This window comes from Paenibacillus antarcticus (assembly GCF_001637225.1).
Taxonomy (GTDB): Bacteria; Bacillota; Bacilli; order Paenibacillales; family Paenibacillaceae; genus Paenibacillus_AQ; species Paenibacillus_AQ antarcticus.
Map to the genome: position 1 here is coordinate 222852 of NZ_LVJI01000054.1, position 17177 is coordinate 240028.

Annotated in this window: 17 protein-coding genes and 1 pseudogene; 8 read left to right on the forward strand and 10 right to left on the reverse strand. The window is 40.5% G+C overall.

Annotated features, from left to right (window positions below; all coding sequences use genetic code 11):
• Positions 1-444: 444 nt before the first annotated feature.
• From PBAT_RS23900 to PBAT_RS23910, 3 genes are read left to right on the forward strand one after another with little or no spacing between them, the layout of a single operon-like run.
• Complete coding sequence (locus PBAT_RS23900) at positions 445-927, forward strand: RrF2 family transcriptional regulator (RefSeq protein ID WP_068653157.1); 483 nt, start codon at positions 445-447, stop codon at positions 925-927.
• A gap of 52 nt (positions 928-979) precedes the next feature.
• Entirely contained in the window at positions 980-1972 is a 993-nt protein-coding gene (locus PBAT_RS23905; protein ID WP_068653158.1) for an MsnO8 family LLM class oxidoreductase, read from the forward strand.
• Between the two features lie 44 nt (positions 1973-2016).
• On the forward strand, positions 2017-2244 hold the full coding sequence (locus PBAT_RS23910) for a DUF896 domain-containing protein (RefSeq protein ID WP_068653159.1): 228 nt from the start codon (positions 2017-2019) through the stop codon (positions 2242-2244).
• 275 nt (positions 2245-2519) lie between these two features.
• Here PBAT_RS23910 and PBAT_RS23915 read toward each other — a convergent pair whose 3' ends face one another.
• The 4 genes and pseudogenes from PBAT_RS23915 to PBAT_RS23925 all read right to left on the reverse strand — a co-directional run bounded on the left by PBAT_RS23915 (position 2520) and on the right by PBAT_RS23925 (position 6404).
• Complete coding sequence (locus PBAT_RS23915; protein ID WP_084403339.1) at positions 2520-4091, reverse strand: DUF11 domain-containing protein; 1572 nt, start codon at positions 4089-4091, stop codon at positions 2520-2522.
• A gap of 109 nt (positions 4092-4200) precedes the next feature.
• A complete protein-coding gene (locus tag PBAT_RS23920) occupies positions 4201-4704 on the reverse strand; it encodes a DUF11 domain-containing protein (RefSeq protein ID WP_068653161.1) in 504 nt (167 codons plus the stop codon).
• Positions 4705-4731: 27 nt separating this feature from the next.
• Positions 4732-4782, reverse strand: a pseudogene (locus PBAT_RS26465) (hypothetical protein); the annotation flags it as partial.
• Positions 4767-6404: a COG1361 family protein gene (locus PBAT_RS23925; RefSeq protein ID WP_246168913.1), complete on the reverse strand. Its 1638-nt coding sequence runs from the start codon at positions 6402-6404 to the stop codon at positions 4767-4769. The pseudogene PBAT_RS26465 and the gene PBAT_RS23925, both read right to left, overlap by 16 nt.
• A gap of 185 nt (positions 6405-6589) precedes the next feature.
• On the opposite strand from PBAT_RS23925, the gene PBAT_RS23930 reads away from it, so the two are divergent.
• The 3 genes from PBAT_RS23930 (at position 6590) to PBAT_RS23940 (ending at position 8781) form a co-directional block, all read left to right on the forward strand.
• Positions 6590-7540 carry a LacI family DNA-binding transcriptional regulator gene (locus PBAT_RS23930; protein ID WP_068653163.1) on the forward strand — a complete coding sequence of 317 codons (951 nt, stop codon included), beginning with the start codon at positions 6590-6592 and terminating at the stop codon, positions 7538-7540.
• Positions 7541-7612: 72 nt separating this feature from the next.
• On the forward strand, positions 7613-8236 hold the full coding sequence (locus tag PBAT_RS23935; RefSeq protein ID WP_068653164.1) for an HAD family hydrolase: 624 nt from the start codon (positions 7613-7615) through the stop codon (positions 8234-8236).
• A gap of 38 nt (positions 8237-8274) precedes the next feature.
• Complete coding sequence (locus PBAT_RS23940) at positions 8275-8781, forward strand: GNAT family N-acetyltransferase (RefSeq protein WP_068653165.1); 507 nt, start codon at positions 8275-8277, stop codon at positions 8779-8781.
• Positions 8782-8899: 118 nt separating this feature from the next.
• On the opposite strand, the gene PBAT_RS23945 is transcribed toward PBAT_RS23940, so the two are convergent.
• From PBAT_RS23945 to PBAT_RS23960, 5 genes are read right to left on the reverse strand one after another with little or no spacing between them, the layout of a single operon-like run.
• Positions 8900-9103, reverse strand: coding sequence for a CLC_0170 family protein (locus PBAT_RS23945; RefSeq protein ID WP_068653166.1), 204 nt, complete (start codon positions 9101-9103; stop codon positions 8900-8902).
• Between the two features lie 15 nt (positions 9104-9118).
• Positions 9119-10354 (reverse strand): Ger(x)C family spore germination protein, encoded by a 1236-nt coding sequence (locus PBAT_RS23950; protein WP_068653167.1) that lies wholly within the window; start codon positions 10352-10354, stop codon positions 9119-9121.
• Positions 10344-11213, reverse strand: coding sequence for a GerAB/ArcD/ProY family transporter (locus PBAT_RS23955; RefSeq protein WP_338045639.1), 870 nt, complete (start codon positions 11211-11213; stop codon positions 10344-10346). The genes PBAT_RS23950 and PBAT_RS23955 overlap by 11 nt, the downstream gene beginning before the upstream one ends.
• Positions 11098-11445: a GerAB/ArcD/ProY family transporter gene (locus tag PBAT_RS26110; protein ID WP_246168237.1), complete on the reverse strand. Its 348-nt coding sequence runs from the start codon at positions 11443-11445 to the stop codon at positions 11098-11100. Before PBAT_RS26110 ends, PBAT_RS23955 begins: the two co-directional genes overlap by 116 nt.
• A 3-nt stretch (positions 11446-11448) precedes the next feature.
• Positions 11449-13056, reverse strand: coding sequence for a spore germination protein (locus tag PBAT_RS23960; protein WP_084403342.1), 1608 nt, complete (start codon positions 13054-13056; stop codon positions 11449-11451).
• Between the two features lie 230 nt (positions 13057-13286).
• Between PBAT_RS23960 and PBAT_RS23965 the strand changes: the two genes are divergently transcribed.
• Together PBAT_RS23965 and PBAT_RS23970 are read left to right on the forward strand one after the other, a co-directional pair.
• Positions 13287-14954 carry an alpha-keto acid decarboxylase family protein gene (locus PBAT_RS23965; protein WP_068653287.1) on the forward strand — a complete coding sequence of 556 codons (1668 nt, stop codon included), beginning with the start codon at positions 13287-13289 and terminating at the stop codon, positions 14952-14954.
• A gap of 115 nt (positions 14955-15069) precedes the next feature.
• Positions 15070-15411, forward strand: a complete 342-nt coding sequence (locus tag PBAT_RS23970) for a DUF1801 domain-containing protein (RefSeq protein ID WP_068653168.1) — start codon at positions 15070-15072, stop codon at positions 15409-15411.
• 109 nt (positions 15412-15520) lie between these two features.
• Here the strand turns inward: PBAT_RS23970 and PBAT_RS23975 are convergent, their stop codons facing one another.
• Positions 15521-17152 carry an MDR family MFS transporter gene (locus tag PBAT_RS23975; protein ID WP_068653169.1) on the reverse strand — a complete coding sequence of 544 codons (1632 nt, stop codon included), beginning with the start codon at positions 17150-17152 and terminating at the stop codon, positions 15521-15523.
• Positions 17153-17177: the final 25 nt, after the last annotated feature.

Here is a 17177-nt window from a genome sequence, read left to right on the forward strand (position 1 = left end):
TCATCATTGTCTAAGTTAGAACACAAAAAATAGAATCAGCCCTCCGGGTTGGTTCTATTTTTCACTCTATTTCAATTGATTTTCATCCTAGTGTTTACTATGCTTCCTCTAACAGATTTTGGAATTCCTATCAGTCAACAAATTCAAGGCCAAGGGGACTCGTTATTATTGGTCAATACGCTGGACCTTCTGGTCATTATCCTTATGGTGTTATTGTATATAATGAAAGTGGACAAGTCGTGTATAATAATTCGCATTACACATCGGGTTCTATTGGATCTGGAGGTTCGGCATGACTTCGAGGGTTCTTTGTGTTTACTTTCATAATTAAATACGATACTATAGAATAACGTAGATAATCATTATCCATATTGATTGAAGATGATTTCTAGAATATGAATTGATATGACCAAATCGTGCAAATGCTAATCGAGGTGATTTCTAATGCATATGAAAACCGGTGTAGAACAATCCGCATATGCCATTCTGCTACTTAATATGCTACCAGACAAAGCTGTATTACCTGGCGAAGCGATCAGTCAACAATTAGGTGCATCCGTAACCTATTTTCAGAAACTGTTAAGAAAATTAGTTAGTGCGGACTTGATTACTTCTGTTCCAGGGGTTAAAGGCGGGTTTAAATTAAAGAAGAGACCTGAAGAGATTCGAATATACGATATATATATTGCAATTGAAGGACAACAGACGCTTTATTCTTCAAGTGGTATTTTTAACGATATGCTTGAGTTACAAGCTGAAGATCAATGTTGTTTGTTAACGGAGTTAATGAAAGAAGCTGAATCTTCTTGGAAATCTGTTTTGAAAAGAGAGACTGTTGCATCGATGTTCGATGACATTCATAAAGATCGTTTTAAAACAAAAGTAGAGTCTTTACAGTTATGGGTTAATGAGAAAATGGTCTTGTAAATGGAATAAGTGAAGTAACTATTGGATTAGACAGAGAAGGGAAGTTAAACAGATGAGATTAAGTGTATTGGATCAAGCACCAGTTACAAAGGGAAATACGGCACAGGATGCTTTGAAAAAGGCGGAAGAACTTGCTATATTGGCTGATGAATTAGGATACGCTCGAATGTGGATGGCAGAGCATCATGGTGCAAATTCATTTGCTAGCTCAGCTCCTGAAGTGACAGCCGCTCACTTAGCTGCCAAAACCAAGAATATTCGTATCGGTACGGGTGGCGTTATGATGATGCATTATTCCCCCCTCAAACTTGCTGAAGTGTTTAAAACACTTAGTGCTTTCTCCCCTGGTCGGATTGATTTCGGAGTGGGTCGAGCTCCGGGTGGAGATACCAATGCCATGTACGCTTTATCTGAGGGACGTCAACTCATGTTGAATAACATGTATACCAAATTTGATACTTCACTGAAGTTGATCAACGATGAAATTCCTCTAGATGACTTGAACAACAAAACGATAGCAACACCGTCCTACATTGTTTTGCCAGAAGCATGGATGTTAGGTTCGAGCGGAAGTAGTGCACTGAAGGCGGCAGAGATGGGTGTTGGGTATTCATTCGCACAATTCTTCAATGGTGCAATGTCCAAAGAGATTCTAGATACCTATAAGAATAACTTTCAACCCTCAGTATTTATGGAGAAACCTGAAATTAATGCGACGTACATGGTGACAACGGCGGAGACGACAGAAGAAGCCGAGTACGAAGCGCTACCGCAAGATATTTTCCGTTTAAGTATGATGAAGGGCAAGATTACACAATTGTTATCACCAGAAGAAGCTCAGAATTATTCGTTGAGCGAAATTGATCGCATGCAATTGAAAGAGAGTCGCAAACTTCATCTCGTGGGTTCAGCTAAAGACATAGCAACGCTGTTACAAGAAGAACAAGCGAAATATGGATTCGATGAAGCGATGATTTGCAGCATTCCACATTCACAAGAGAAACGTTTGGAAGTATATCGCTTATTGGCACGGGAACTAATTTAGAATAAGATAAAGAATTAATATATATAAAAGGATGGGAAAAACAGATGATAAAAAGTATAGATCGTATTAATGAATTAGCAAGAAAACAGCGTGGAGAAGGCCTAACCAATGCTGAAAAGGTGGAGCAACAAGCATTACGTGAAGACTACTTACGTGAAATTCGCGGTCAAGTCCTCAACACGATTACAGGATTAACAGTAGTTGATCCACTTGGTAATGATGTAACTCCTGATAAAGTACGTGAAGTGAAAGAAAAGTTATCCGATAAATAAGTTTCATTAATTAAATACAGAGGTAGCCTAAAACATTATTCTCATGTTCTGGGCTGCCTCTTCGTATTTAATGTGGAAGTAACACTACATAAATAAACTTTACATAATGAATTATGTTCATTTCTGTTGGAACTGAAATCATCCGAGCAACACAAAAATAGAGGGGGAGTAGCCCCTCTATTTTTGTTGATACGATATGTTCAAGATTTCATAAGATTCTTCTTAAACATTGAGCTGATAACTTTATTGTATTCTGATAAATAGGTTTATCTGCTCTATTCATTGAACTCTTCCACAGTGATCGTATAACTATTCGAGTGAACTTTGCCTACATATGTGCGTTCATCTAACATGAACTGGTAAATCGCTGATGAGTTGCCTTTAAGAAAATGTCGAAGTAGATACTCGTTAATCGTAATAATATAGGTGATGCATACTGTAGTGCCAGCTTTTACTGTACCCAATGGGATCGTCCCATTAAATGGATATTGGGGAGAAGAGATACCGTCGATCGTGATTGTACTCGAATCCAGTGTGGATCCTTCAGGATTCAACTGGATGAGTGAAACATCTGCAGGCCAATTCCCTGTATTGCTTAGTAATAATTTAAATTTCACACATCCACCTATTTCTACGCAGGTAGGTTCGACACAAATTTCTAGAGAAATGATCGGTGTAAATATATACGTAGAGACTACGTTGGAGCGGGCAATTTGACTTACAGAACGACCATCAGGCAATTGAAAAGTATACTGTAACGACCCTTGATTCTGGATTTCTGATATTTCTTGAATGTTTATAGTTGTAGCTATCGTAACTTTGAATTTCACTACGGTTACGGATCCCGGGCTTAACGTGGATAATGAAATTCCTGAATCTGGTATAACACCTTTCATAACGACTCCATTTACCAATACACTATCCCATACGAATAGAGTACCTGATGGGATGATATCAATTAATATCGCATCCACCGCTATATTCCCATTGTTCCTTACTAAAAGTTCATAACATAGTGGATCTCCGGGAGCTGCGCGGGAAAGATCTACTCTTTTACTAATGGTAACATCAGGAGAGACAACGGCTACTACAACAGTGTTGCTCTCAGTGTTGAACTGGTTTCCATCAACTACATAGGAGACCGTAGCAGTGTTAATCAACGTTGAGGTTGGAGGAACCTCTACAATACTGACACGGAAAGTTATTTCAACGGATACTCCGGAACCCAAGTTACCTAAGTATATCCCTTGATTTGGGTCTGATTCAGGATAATACACGCCCGCCACGATGACGCTTCCGACAATGAAGACAGCTCCTTCTGGAACAGGTATTACTGCTATGACATCCTGTAAAGACTGAATTCCTTCATTTATAATCCGTAACGTATATGTTACAACATCCCCGACAAAAGTTGTCGAAGTGTTCGCAGATAATAAAGTGCAGATCTGAAATGCATTTAACGAGATGGTTACCGTATTAGAGTATAGTTCATTTATGTTTAATCGACCTTCTGATGTTACAAAGGAATATTTACATAGTGCCTTATTGAGTAAAATAAGGCTTGGAGGTAATGAAACAACGATAACTTGAAAAGATATGATGACCCTACTCTCCGGTATTAGTGTCCCGGCAGGAATGCCTGATACTGGATCCGCACCTGGCAATAGAATGCCGTTTCTAAGAACGCTGTTCAGTATAAATGATACCCCTTGGGGTAATGTATCATAAATAGTCAACTCAGCAGCCGTATTGCCCGTGTTCTCGGCAATGATGGTATACACAATCGTCTCACCCAAGGAAGCGCGGACTTTATCCGCGCTTTTGATCACTGCAAGGACTGGGCCCACGACCGGGGTATCGACGATATTCGAATACGCAATACTGTCAACACCGCTGCCGAACTGAAGTGAACCATTGACTGATTGGAAACGACAGGATAAGGACGTGAGCCACTGGTCATATAGCGATTACCTGAACCTGGAATACCACAGTCGTCGAAGCTCCGGCTGCAATGCTGCCGATGCTGATTCCAGATGCAGGATTTCCAGAAGGGCGGGCTATTCCATCTACGATTACACTGCCGGTAACAAACTGACTTCCTGCAGGAATAGGGTCAATAAGGATGACGTTGTTAACAGTCTCTATGCCGTTATTCGTAGCAACAATCGTGTAAGTGATGATATCTCCCACAATTGCGTCCGTAGCAGGTGTGCTTTTAACTACGGTAACGTTAGGTGATGATACTGGGATGACGAGAACATTAGAAAGGGAAGTACCAGAGAGAAGACGACCGTCCGGTGGAGTGAACGTAAATGTTCCGGTTGCTTGATTCACAAGTTGCTGTGGATTAGGCAATGTCGCTACGGTAACTTGGAATGTGAGCGTTACTGTAACTGTAGCTCCCGGAGCAATCGTGCCGATGTTTAGCCCGCCAGCTGGATCAACCCCAGGTTGTGGCACACCATTTACGAGAACACTGTTTGGAACGAATATAGCACCAGCAGGTACGGTATCGGAGATAGTTACGACCGCAGGCAGTTGCCGGTATTTGTAACGTTTAATGAATAAGTAATGGTATCCCCAACGGTTGCGTTGCTCGTATTAGCACTTTTGAGAATAACAACGATAGGTTGATACACTGGAATAACCAATGTATTGGAGTTCGAGGTTCCAGAGAATACACCAGATGTAAAGCTAACGGAAGCTTGATTACTAAGACTAGCTGGATTTGGTAATACATTCACAATAATATTGAATGTGACAAGGAAAGACGCACCTGGGGCCAGAGTACCCAGTGAGATTCCAGATGCTGGGTTGGCTGCTGGATACGTAGTGCCATCAACGATTACGCTACCGGAAACAAAGGATGAGCCGGCAGGTATAGGATCACTAAGTACTACATTGCTAATATTAGCGATTCCACTATTTGTAATTGACACTTGATAAGTAATGGTATCCCCTACCACAGCGTCTGTAGCGATTGAAGATTTGGTTACTAAGACATTAGGAGACGACACAGAAATCTGATTCGTATTGGAGGATATTGTACCATTAAACGTACGTCCATCAGGTAGTATATAAGTGGAGGATATGGATGCATAGTTCTGCAACTGTTGGCTTGGAGGGAGCGTAGTGATAACGACCGAGAATATGACAGATAGACTTGAACCTGAAGCGATCACCCCAAGAGGAATTCCCAAGGCTGGATCTGCGCCAGGGGCAAGAGAACCTTGCACAATGACACTGTTAGCTACAAAGGTTGTGCCAGTGGGAATCGTGTCACTTAACGTTGCCGTAGCAGCGTAGTTGCCTGTATTGTTGACAACAACGGTGTAAGTAATCGTATCGCCAACAGTGGCGTTGACGATATTTGAACTCTTTAATGCGCTTATAATGGGCTTATACACAGGCGTTGATACAATATTAGAGAACGCAACATTGGATAATGCGCCGGAAGTATATACAACGGATGACTGATTGTTAAGTACCCCTGAAGGAGGGAGTGAAGTTACTGTAACACTAAACGTTATTGTAGTCGATCCTCCTGGAGGTAAGCTACTGATAGTTACTCCCGTAGATGGCGAAACGCCTGGACGCGTAACGCCATCTATAGTTACACTGCCTGCTATAAAGTTTGTACCTGCAGGAAGTGCATCCGTGAATATGACATTATTTACAGTGGCTATGCCGTTATTTGTAATGCTCATAGAATATACAATGGTGTCTCCAACAGTAGTTGCTGTCGTAGTCGTTGATTTGATTACAGCGACATTCGGAGATGAGACCGGAATAGTGACAGAATTCGAAAGGGCAGAACCGCTCAGTGTGCGACCGTCAGGTAATGTGAAGCTATAGGCTGCGCTACCCTGATTTACCAATTGTTGCGGATTAGGTAACGTTGTGATTTCAACTGAGAATAATACCGTCGTCGTAGAGCTCGGATTAATGGTTCCAACAGGAATACCTGTAGCAGGATCTGCTTGAGGAAGAGGCAAGCCATTAACAAGCACACTGTTAGGTAGGAATGTAGTGCCCGATGGAATGTTATCTGAAAGGATTATATTTGCTGGATAGTTGCCCGTATTATGGACTGTGAGCGTATAATTTACTGTATCGCCAACGGTTGCATTGGATGTACTTGCACTCTTAGCAACGGAAATATTAGGTTGGTATACAGGTACAACGAGATGACCACTCTCTTTGTGAGGTAAATAGGTTCATCTTTATTGTATTAATACCCTCGTCTCGTGCATCCGACTGATGCCTAATAGAATCGGAAGTTGTATAAAAGAAGAAGTGTAGTAACCTTATATTATGAACCTTGATAGGTCGGTGGGAGGTTTGTATGGCTAATATTAATGAAATAGCTAAGATGGCTGGTGTGTCCGTAGCAACCGTATCCAGGGTGCTAAACAATCATAAATACGTCTCTGAAGAAAAACGATCTGCCGTACAGAAAGTGATCGACCAAATGGATTATACCCCCAACAAAAGCGCTGTCGATTTAATACGCAGGGAAACAAGAATGATTGGTATAATCATCCCTTATAACAACAATCAAGCATTTGATCAAATGTTACACGGCGTGCTTAATGCATCTATAGAAAGGGATTATTCTGTCATTGTACTTCCTACTAAATATAACAAAGCTAAAGAGTTAACTTATCTGGCTATGCTCAAAAATAAAGTACTAGACGGTATCATCATTACTTCGCGTTCAAATGACTGGGAGTCAATCATACCCTATACCAATTATGGGCCTGTCGTTTGTTGTGAATACACGGATCATCCTGAGATAGGCTGTTCCTATATTGACAGATATGCTTCGTATCTTGAAGTATTTCAGTATCTTAAAGTTAAAGGACATACAAGAGTAGCAATTACTAGAGGTAGAGGCATGGAGAGCATTAGCACCCGACAGACGCTCGATGCCTACAATAATACATTTGGAGAACTTCCAACAGAACTTCACATATCTGATTGTTATTGTGTAGAGGATGGATATCATGCTGGACAGCAGCTGTTGAGTCTGGCTTCGAGACCGACCGCTATTTATGCTAATGGGGATGAGGTTGCCGGTGGCATTTATCTGTATGCACAATCAATGAATATAAAAGTACCACAAGATTTAGCGATCATGGGCCAGGAGAATCAACCCATTGGTGTGGGATTAGGACTATCCTCTGTCGATCATCAATTAATTAAAGTTGGTGAACAAGCATTTGAACTTATCATTAATAAATTGCAACATAAAATTGAGATTCCCTATCGAATAATCCATCGCTCGTCAATTTAAGTGTTGACATGAAATCCATTTCATACTTTACCATGTTCTCAAGAGATAGATACTTAGGGAGGATGAATTGGAATGTACAATACGATTATTTTTGATGTGGATGGCACGTTAATAGATACAGAAAATGCGGTTATAGGCTCACTTCAAAAAATGTTAGAGATAGATCACGGCATTAAATATGAAGCACATGAACTATATTTTGTACTAGGAATTCCAGGCGTATACTCATTAAAACAATTAGGAGTTCAAGATATTCCTAAGTCTCATGCGCGTTGGGAGCACTTTATGAAGGATTTCTATCATACAATCGAGGTATTCGTTGGGATTACAAATTTGTTAGTTACTCTGAAACAAAGGGATATCAAGCAAGGTATCGTCACTTCAAAGACATCGCAGGAAGTACAAGATGATTTCGCCCCATTTGGCCTGATGGACTATTTAACACATGTCGTCTGCGCAGATGATACGTTGAAGCATAAGCCTAATCCGGAGCCACTGTTAAAGTATTTAGAGATTTCTGGTGCTAATCCTAAATCTTCTATATATATTGGAGATACAGTGTATGACTATGAATGTGCAAGAGATGCCGGGGTAGACTTCGGTCTCGCACTATGGGGCTGTAAAAACCATGATATTATACCGGCTAAATATAAGTTTGAACAACCGAATGATATGATCCGGATACTCACCAGCTAACCAATCCTTTTGCATCAAATTAATAGGGAGGGAATGGTATGGCCGAAGATGTAACCGTTGAGGAAATCACATTCATCGAAGAATATGTTGACGAGCTTGCAGCCCTTCTAATAGAAGTAGAAGAGGTTGGGTCTTCGATAGGTTTCTTACCATCACTAGGCTTATCGGATGCTAGGCACTATTGGATGAATATACTTGGACCTGAAGTGATTCTATTGGTTGCGACAATAAATGAATCAATCATAGGTAGCGTGCAGTTGTATATAAATCAAAAGCAGAACAGGGATCAAGTTGAAATTGCCAAATTAATGATACACCCTAATTATAGACAAAAAGGGTTCGGTCGTTTGCTTATGCAAAAGGCAGCGTTGAGAGCCAAGCAAGATGCTAAGTCTTTATTATTCCTTAATACAAGAGCAGGAGACCCAACAAATCAACTGTATACTTCACTTGGTTATATTCAAGTTGGACGGATTCCTAACTATATAATGTCAATCGATAGAGTCTTACATGCAACATTTGTATATTATAAGATAGAAAGATGAATCTAAATAGGTTATAAAAAGATAAGCAATCGAACGGTGAAAGCTGTTCGATTGCTTATTTGTTATCTGCATATTGTAAGATTATTGAATTATTTAGTCATCCTTCTCAATATTAATGTTATTGCATGTAATAATACGTAATTGCTATAGAAGATAGAATGACTGAAAGGCACAATTGAGTGTATCCTAGATTGCGAGCAGCATGTTGTTCCTTTTGCATATCTTTCATCCGGTATATCCTACAATCAATGGCTAATAAAAAAACACCAGAGAGAACGAACAGAGCCACAATATACGATGCGGAGCTAAGTATTGAATTCATATCCAGCGACCCTCCTTAATATATCTTCATTCCAACTCTACGAATGTTCACTTTCACCTTGATGGTCACTGACATGTCAGCATACATGTTTTCCCAGTCTCTTTTTTCTTGAATTGATTTATTCCAGAATGAGCGTTCATGTGCTCTCACATATTCACCGAAACCAAAAATATCCGATTTATCCTTCTGCGTTTTCTTAATAAGGTCATGGATCACATTGGCAATCCATCGTTCTTGTTCTAGTTCAATAGTTTTTAAACTTTTCTCGCTATCAATCTTTGATTGTTCATCATACTTCTCACCAAGTTCAGACTGAAGGCGAACATACACATTAGCGTGTGGTTTGCCATTCTTTATTTGAATGGAGATGTGGCTTTTACGATTCGTTGTTCTTACCATGACATACCCTATATCTTTTACTGGGAACAACGTCGTAAATCCACCTGGATTAATTCCTTTAGCTGCCATAAATACGCCAATCTCCATGGGATATGTAGTTGTACCGGCCAATTTGTTATCCTTGAAATAAGCGAGTCCTTTAATAAGGACATTCTGTCCTTGTCGTATCGAAACATATGGTAAATAGGCACTCTGCCCAAGCTTTGAATCATTGCTCCAGAAGGTTGAGAGAAAGGCCTGAGGGAATTTACCCATCGCTATAGATTTCTCTATCATAGAAAGTAAATATAAGGTTGGTACGCGCTCTAAAGGGGGAGCTACGTTCATGAAATCAGCAGCTTGTTTATCAGCAACGAGAAGCCATGTTGAACGACGTACCTCAGGATTCCTACGGAGGTAATCATTTAAATTAACTAATCCTTTTTCAGCAATTTTTTTACTTACTACAATGACTCGGAGATGAATTAAAAAGCGTGGATCTGCTATTTCTTGTTGCAAATTATTCATGGCATCATCGATAGTGTGTCCCAGGACCTCAACAACCCAAACAGGGCTGTTTTTTCCTTTTGCACTATTTTCTGAATCGCCCCCGCTACCAGGACCTAGTGGAATTCGACCAGCTACAGCTATTTGAGCTGTCAATCGAATCATATTAGCATTTAAATCTGGGGAGTCTAATTTCTTGTGATTCGTAAGATCTTCCTCTTTTGCTGCATCGGGTCCAGCTTCGTCAATCGCTATCCCCAGAATAAGAGAACGATTGTCAATTTCGAGGCTATCCCAACATCCGGTTAATAGTAAGGAGAAGACAGTGAGTTGCAGTAATACTACAATGATGCGTCTATTCTTCACAGGTACGCTCCCTCTTTTTTCGAATTACTGCGATTACCCACAATAAAATAGGGTAGCAGAGCGTCAGGAAAAATCCTATTCTACCTGTCCATTGTGCAATTTGAAAGAACTGAAATATATCGTGAGGGCAAATCGCGAATACAAACACAAAGGGGAGGAGAAAGGTAGAAAACAATCCATGATCTTTGAAATGGAAGAGTTCTTGGGTTGTATAACATGTCAAATAGTATGTGGTGAACATGGTCGTGAATACAGAAATAAGCCATACGATTAGAAATATGACGTCTAGACGTTCTAAGAATCCCCCGGGAATCGAAGCTGTTCTTGCATTTTCTAGAGTTGGCCAAATGAGACGTATCGTTTCTTGTGGACCGAAAGTGGCAATGGTTGAAATGACTATGAGCAAATATAGCATTCCAGCAATAATCATTGCCCATATACTTGCTTTCATTGCCTTTTCAGGTTTCATCATAAAAGGAATTATTAACGTGATAATAAATGAGCTCTGAAACAAAGCGGCTATATCCAATAAACCTCCCATAATATTTGTATGGTGGTTACCAATCACAGGCTCTAAATTAAGGACATCAGCATTTTGTAAAGAAGTCAGTATAATTCCTAAGGCAGGTCCGAGTAAAAAGGGTAAATAAAACAAGTGGATATAGGAAAATTTGACGATGTTTCTTCGAGTAGATAATGCGGTCAACACGAGCAAGACGATGATAGTAACTTCTATAGGTGTATCACGCAATACCGTGGTAATTATTACTTCTCCAAATTCCCGAGCGGTTAAAGCAGTCAGGATGGCAAAAGACAAACAGATACATAAGTTGAAAAAAAAATGCGAGCGGTCTTCCAATGATATGTCGGCTATATTGAAAAATTGTTTCCCGAGGAAAACGCATTCCTAGGATGGTTGTGAACCAGAGAGCAAGGAAGGCAACTGCAATACCGATCAATGTGATCAAGGGTGCCCCTGAATCAGCTGTGGTAGCTGCCATACGTGGCACATCCAGCACACCTACACCTATCATAGAGCTGATGAGTATCGCTGATGCTTGAATTAACGAGATTGTTCTTGATTTGTTCATATACTATCTCTCTTCTTGTGTTGGATTTAGTACAGGTTCAGTGTTTAGTTTATCGTTATCAGCGAGACGAGTATTATCAACTGTATGTAGATGGCTTGGACGTTTCCACATCCACCAAAGCGGAGCTCTAATTAATGTATCCTTTAGCCCTTGTTTATTAATAGGGACAACGGGTGAGAGATAAGGAACACCAAAGGAATCCATAAATAATAAGTGATTGATAATAAATATGATCCCAATCATGACACCGTAAAGGCCAAATATGCCCGACATAATGATTAATGGAAATCGAAGCATTCGTAAGGCTATCGCTGCGTTATAGGCAGGAGTTGCAAATGACCCGATTGTAGTTAAAGCGACAACTACTACTGTGATTGGACTTACAAAACCAGCAGATACAGCGGCCGAACCTATAACAAGGACTCCAACAATTGAAAGGGCACCCCCAATGATTTGGGGCATCCTTAGTGTAGCTTCTCGTAATACCTCCATGGATACTTCCATGATTAACACCTCAATAACAGAAGGGTAAGGAACACCCGCTCGTCCCCCTGCAACAGCCACGGCAAAATCAGTAGGAATTAATTCAGGGTTAAAGGAAATGATGGAGACGTAAAGGGCTGGGAAGAATAATGAAAATAGCAAAGCTATTACCCTAATAAAACGAATCAGACTGCCTATTATAAAGCGTTCTGTATAGTCGTCCAGAGTCTGATAGAACTGGTTAAATACAGCTGGAACGATCAATGCAAATGGGGACCCATCTGTCAGTAGGATCACGCGGCCTTCTAGAAGAGAGGCTGCTGCTTTATCTGGACGTTCCGTATTTTGAACCTGTGGGAATGGGGAGTAGGGATGGTCTTCTATAAATTGTTCGATATACCCTGCATCCAATATTCCATCGGTATCAATCTTTGAGAGTCTTCTATTTGCTTCTTTAATCAACTCTGGATTCGCAACACTCTCGAGATAACAAACAGCCACTTTGGACTTTGTTTTTTGACCAATAGGATTGACCGTTATTCTTAGATCCGTTGTCTGTAATCGTGAACGGAGAAGAGATATATTCGATTCTAATACTTCAATGAAACCTTCCCGCGCACCGCGGATCGTTTGTTCGGTTTGCGGTTGTTCTATCCCTCTCATTTGAACTTGCCGGGTATCCAAAACAATGGATTCGGCAAAACCGTCAAGCATAAGTAACGTGCTTCCTTGAATACCTGTATCAAGCATTTCGTCTATACAAGAAATCCTTTTGCTCTTACTTAAATGCAAGACTTCATTCCAAATGATATCTAACAACTCTTGATCTGGGATTGTTCTACCTATCAAATGGAGAGGAGGTGACATTAGTGGTTTGAGGATATCAGTGAAAATAGAGTGTTCGTCGACCATGGATGAGAAATAAACGATTGCACCATGATATTCCCCAAATATGAGAAATCTTCGAATGACCAAATCAGAGTTTTCACCAACAATCGTTTCAATGCGTTGCAGATTATGATCTAGCAAAGGACTCATTTGTCCCGATTGGGGCTTGTTTTCCGTGCATGGAACCGTAGTAGGTACTTCTTTTGGGGGATTGAAGGATTTGCGAATTCTCTTTAGCATAGGGCTGAACCCTCCAAACATTAGAATAAATATATTCTCTCATTTGGAAAGGTAAATTATTCATTTATCTCAAAAATTCGGATTATTACTTGCTCCAATATATCTGCTAATCGAATAACATTCCCGAAAAGGGGTAATGTTATACAGAACATAATCCACAGAATGGATAAGGAGTGAGCTTTATTTTGAAAAATAACAATATTAAAGAAAACCCTGATCACAAGGGAGAAATGATACAGAAGTCATTGGGAGTCTACCTTTTTGATTGCCTGAAACAAGAGGGAATAACCGAAATTTTTGGTGTGCCGGGTGATTATAATTTCAATATACTAGATAGTCTTGAGAGATATGAAGGCATTCATTTTATCAATGGTCGAAACGAACTGAATTCAGGTTATGCAGCAGATGCCTATGCCAGAATTAAGGGAATATCGGCGCTCATTACGACGTTTGGGGTGGGGGAATTGAGTGCATGTAATGCTATTGCTGGGGCAAATAGTGAAAATGTACCCATCATTCATATCGTGGGTGCACCTCACGACATGGATCAGAAAGAACATAAGCTAATGCATCATACATTGATGGATGGAAATTTCGATATATTTCGAAAAGTATATGAGCCTATCACAGCTTACACTGTAGTTCTTACCCCCGAAAATGCTGAGATTGAGATTCCAAATGCCATTCGTATAGCATTACAGAAGAGAAAACCCGTCTACGTTGTAGTGGCTGATGATCTGGTCTTGAAACCGATCTTAGTTCACAATGAAGTTGTTCCACAACAACCTAAATCGAATCAAAAGACCTTACAGGTAGCAGTTGACCACGTCCGTATGCTGCTGAATGGATCTCAGAATACGGTTCTTCTAGCAGATGTCAAAACCATACGTTTCGGTTTACAAGAATCTGTACGAAACTTAGCTGAGTCTATTAACATTCCGGTTGCATGCACGATGTATGGAAAGGGTGCTTTTGATGAAAGTCATCCTTTATTTATCGGAATGTACGGAGGCTTATTTGGTTGCCAAGTAGTACGGAGTTCAGTAGAGAGCGCAGACTGTGTCATTGCGGTAGGATTGGTGTGGGCAGATACTAATACGGCCAATTTTACAGCAAAGATAAATCCACTACAAATGGTCGAGATTCAACCGAATATGGTAAAAGTAGGCGGAGCGGAGTATCCAAATGTGTTAGCAGAAGATATGCTCCTTGCTATGCAGAGCATAGGATACAAGCAGCAAAGTCCGGTCACGAAAGGAACATTTCCTTATGATAAATTACAGGATAAGCCTGACGACTTGATCTCAGCAGCAGCCTATTATCCACGCTTTCAAGACATGCTCAAAGAAGGCGATATTGTGATCGCAGAGACGGGCACATTTTATTATGGAATGAGTCAGGTCAGACTTCCAACGGACGTAATCTTTATCGCTCAAGGTGGATGGCAATCCATTGGTTATGCAACCCCATCGGCCTTCGGCGCATGTATAGCGACTCCTACGCGTCGGGTATTACTCTTTACGGGTGATGGCTCATTACAACTTACGGCTCAGGAGATTAGTTCCATGCTACATTATGGATGCAAACCGATCATTTTTGTGTTAAACAACTATGGGTATACGATTGAGAAGTATTTGAATGTTCAAACCGAGAGACAGACGTACAATCAAGTGCCGAACTGGTCCTATACCAAGCTAGCAGAGGCTTTTGGAGGAGATGCTTTTACACTGAGCGTTCGAAGTAATAGGGAGCTTGATCAAGCAATCATCCGAGCCGAAGCTGAATGCAATAACAGGTTATGCATTATTGAAATGATTGTCAGCGATCCCATGGATGCACCAGAATATATGCATAACATGCGTAAATATATGGAGCAACAAGAGAAAGAACGCAGCTAATAGGATTTGGGTAACGAAGAAACAGGGATTTTATATATGATGACAAATGAATAAATGGACTGGATATATTTTCTATATGGAGAAAATTGAGTTGCAGTTAAATAGGAGGGTGCAAATGAATCAAGATGTAACGGATTTTACTGAAGCGTTAACAGAACCTTGGCAGGGGGTTCTGTGTGCACAACTTCGCGAGATCGTTCATCAGGCGGTCCCTGAAGTTCGGGAGCGCATTCAGTACAAGAAACCCCATTTCTTGAAAAATGGAAAATATGCTGCTGCCATTTCAGTATCCAAAGACACGGTAAGTTTTATTATCTTTAACGCAAGTGAACTTGTACTTCCGGAAGGAATGTTCGAAGGTCCTCCTGAAAGAAAGACACTCAAGCTAAGACAAGGCCAATCAGTTGATACTGATCACCTGTCGGAACTGTTAAGTAAGGCAGCATCAACGTTATGAAAAAAACTGCAACTTGACCAATTAATAGATTGGCAGGTTGCAGTTTTTTTGCTGTTTTGTGTGTAGTTGATAACAATTGCCTTAAAGATCTGGGATCAACAACTTTTTATTAAGCTTTATCCAAAGCAAGTTCTGAACCGTTATCTTTATTATCTTGTGGAGCTTCTTCCGGAGATGGCATTTCGTTGGAAGTTCTAAGTGGAATCTCCTTCAGGAAGAAGACTAGCACAAAGGCAATACACAGCACGATCATTCCTGTTAAGAATACAGATGATAGTGATTGTCCCAATGCATCACGGATACTGTCAACCATTTGTACGAATACAGGCTGAGCATCAGTAGGAAGACTCGCTTGTGTTTTTTCAAGTAACGGCTTATTCATCAATGCTTGTGGATTTGCGAAGGCGAGCATTTGCTCACTTAATTTCGGATCCATCGTACTGAAATCGGGTGCTGAAGGTGATTGCAAAGCATCTTTCAAGTTCTTGGATAGATTATTCGCCATAACCGTACCCATTACTGCTATTCCGATCGTACCACCTAAATTACGGAATAATTGAGAAGAGGCTGTTGCAACCCCTAAGTCTTTGTGAGAAACGGCATTTTGTGTAGCCAATGAGAATACAGGCATACCTAATCCAAGCCCAAGACCAAATACAGCCATACTAAGTACTGCCATAGGTACATTATTCATGAATACCATAATCAACATACCTGCGATCATAATCGGAATTCCAATTAGGGCATAACGTTTATACTTTCCTTTTTTAGCCATTCTTTGTCCTGTAACAGCACTCGCAACAACCATAACGATGGACATAGGCATCGTTACATATCCAGCATATGTTGCAGAGATACCCAATACACCTTGTACGAAGAAGGATAGATAGATCATAGCCCCCATCATGCCGAAATTCATGATAAATCCAATGATATTCGATATCGTAACGATGTTATTCTTAAATAAATACAGTGGCAAAATCGGGTTTTCCACTTGAGACTCTATGAATATGAAGATAAGAGCCGAAACGACTGTCCCAGCCAAGAGACTAAGAATTTGCCAAGATCCCCATGGATATGTCGTACCTGCCCAAGTGAAAGCAAGAAGCAACGGAACAATAGTCGTTGTCATAAATAGGGAACCTAAGTAATCAATACTGGTTGACTTCCCGCGTTGGACTTTAGGGAACAAGGCAAGAATCATTACGAATGCTACGATACCGAGTGGTAGGAAGATCCAGAACAGCCAGTGCCAATCTAGATGGTCAATCAGATACCCACCAAGCGTGGGTCCAAGTACACTAGAAAAACCGAATACGGCCATCATGATACCCATCCATTTGCCCCGTTCACGTGGAGGGAATAAGTCCCCTACTGCCGTAAATGCAGTGGACTGGATAATACCAGCGCCAATCCCTTGAATACCGCGATAAATAATAAATTGATAAACGTCTGTCGATGTACCCGTAAGGAAAGCCCCTACCATAAATAGTAGAATACCTGCTAATAGAAAAGGCTTACGGCCGAACATATCGGACAGTTTGCCGACAAGAACCGTAGCAATTGTTGATGTTAATAAGTAAATATTGATGGTCCACGTATAATAATCCATACCATCTAGAATGGCAATGATACGTGGCATAGCCGTGCTTGTAATTGTCTGATTAATTGCTGCGAACAACATCGCGGCCATGATTGCAATCATAATACTAAGTTTTCTTTTATCTGATAAATGTTCCATATGTTGTTTATTCACCACTTTTTTA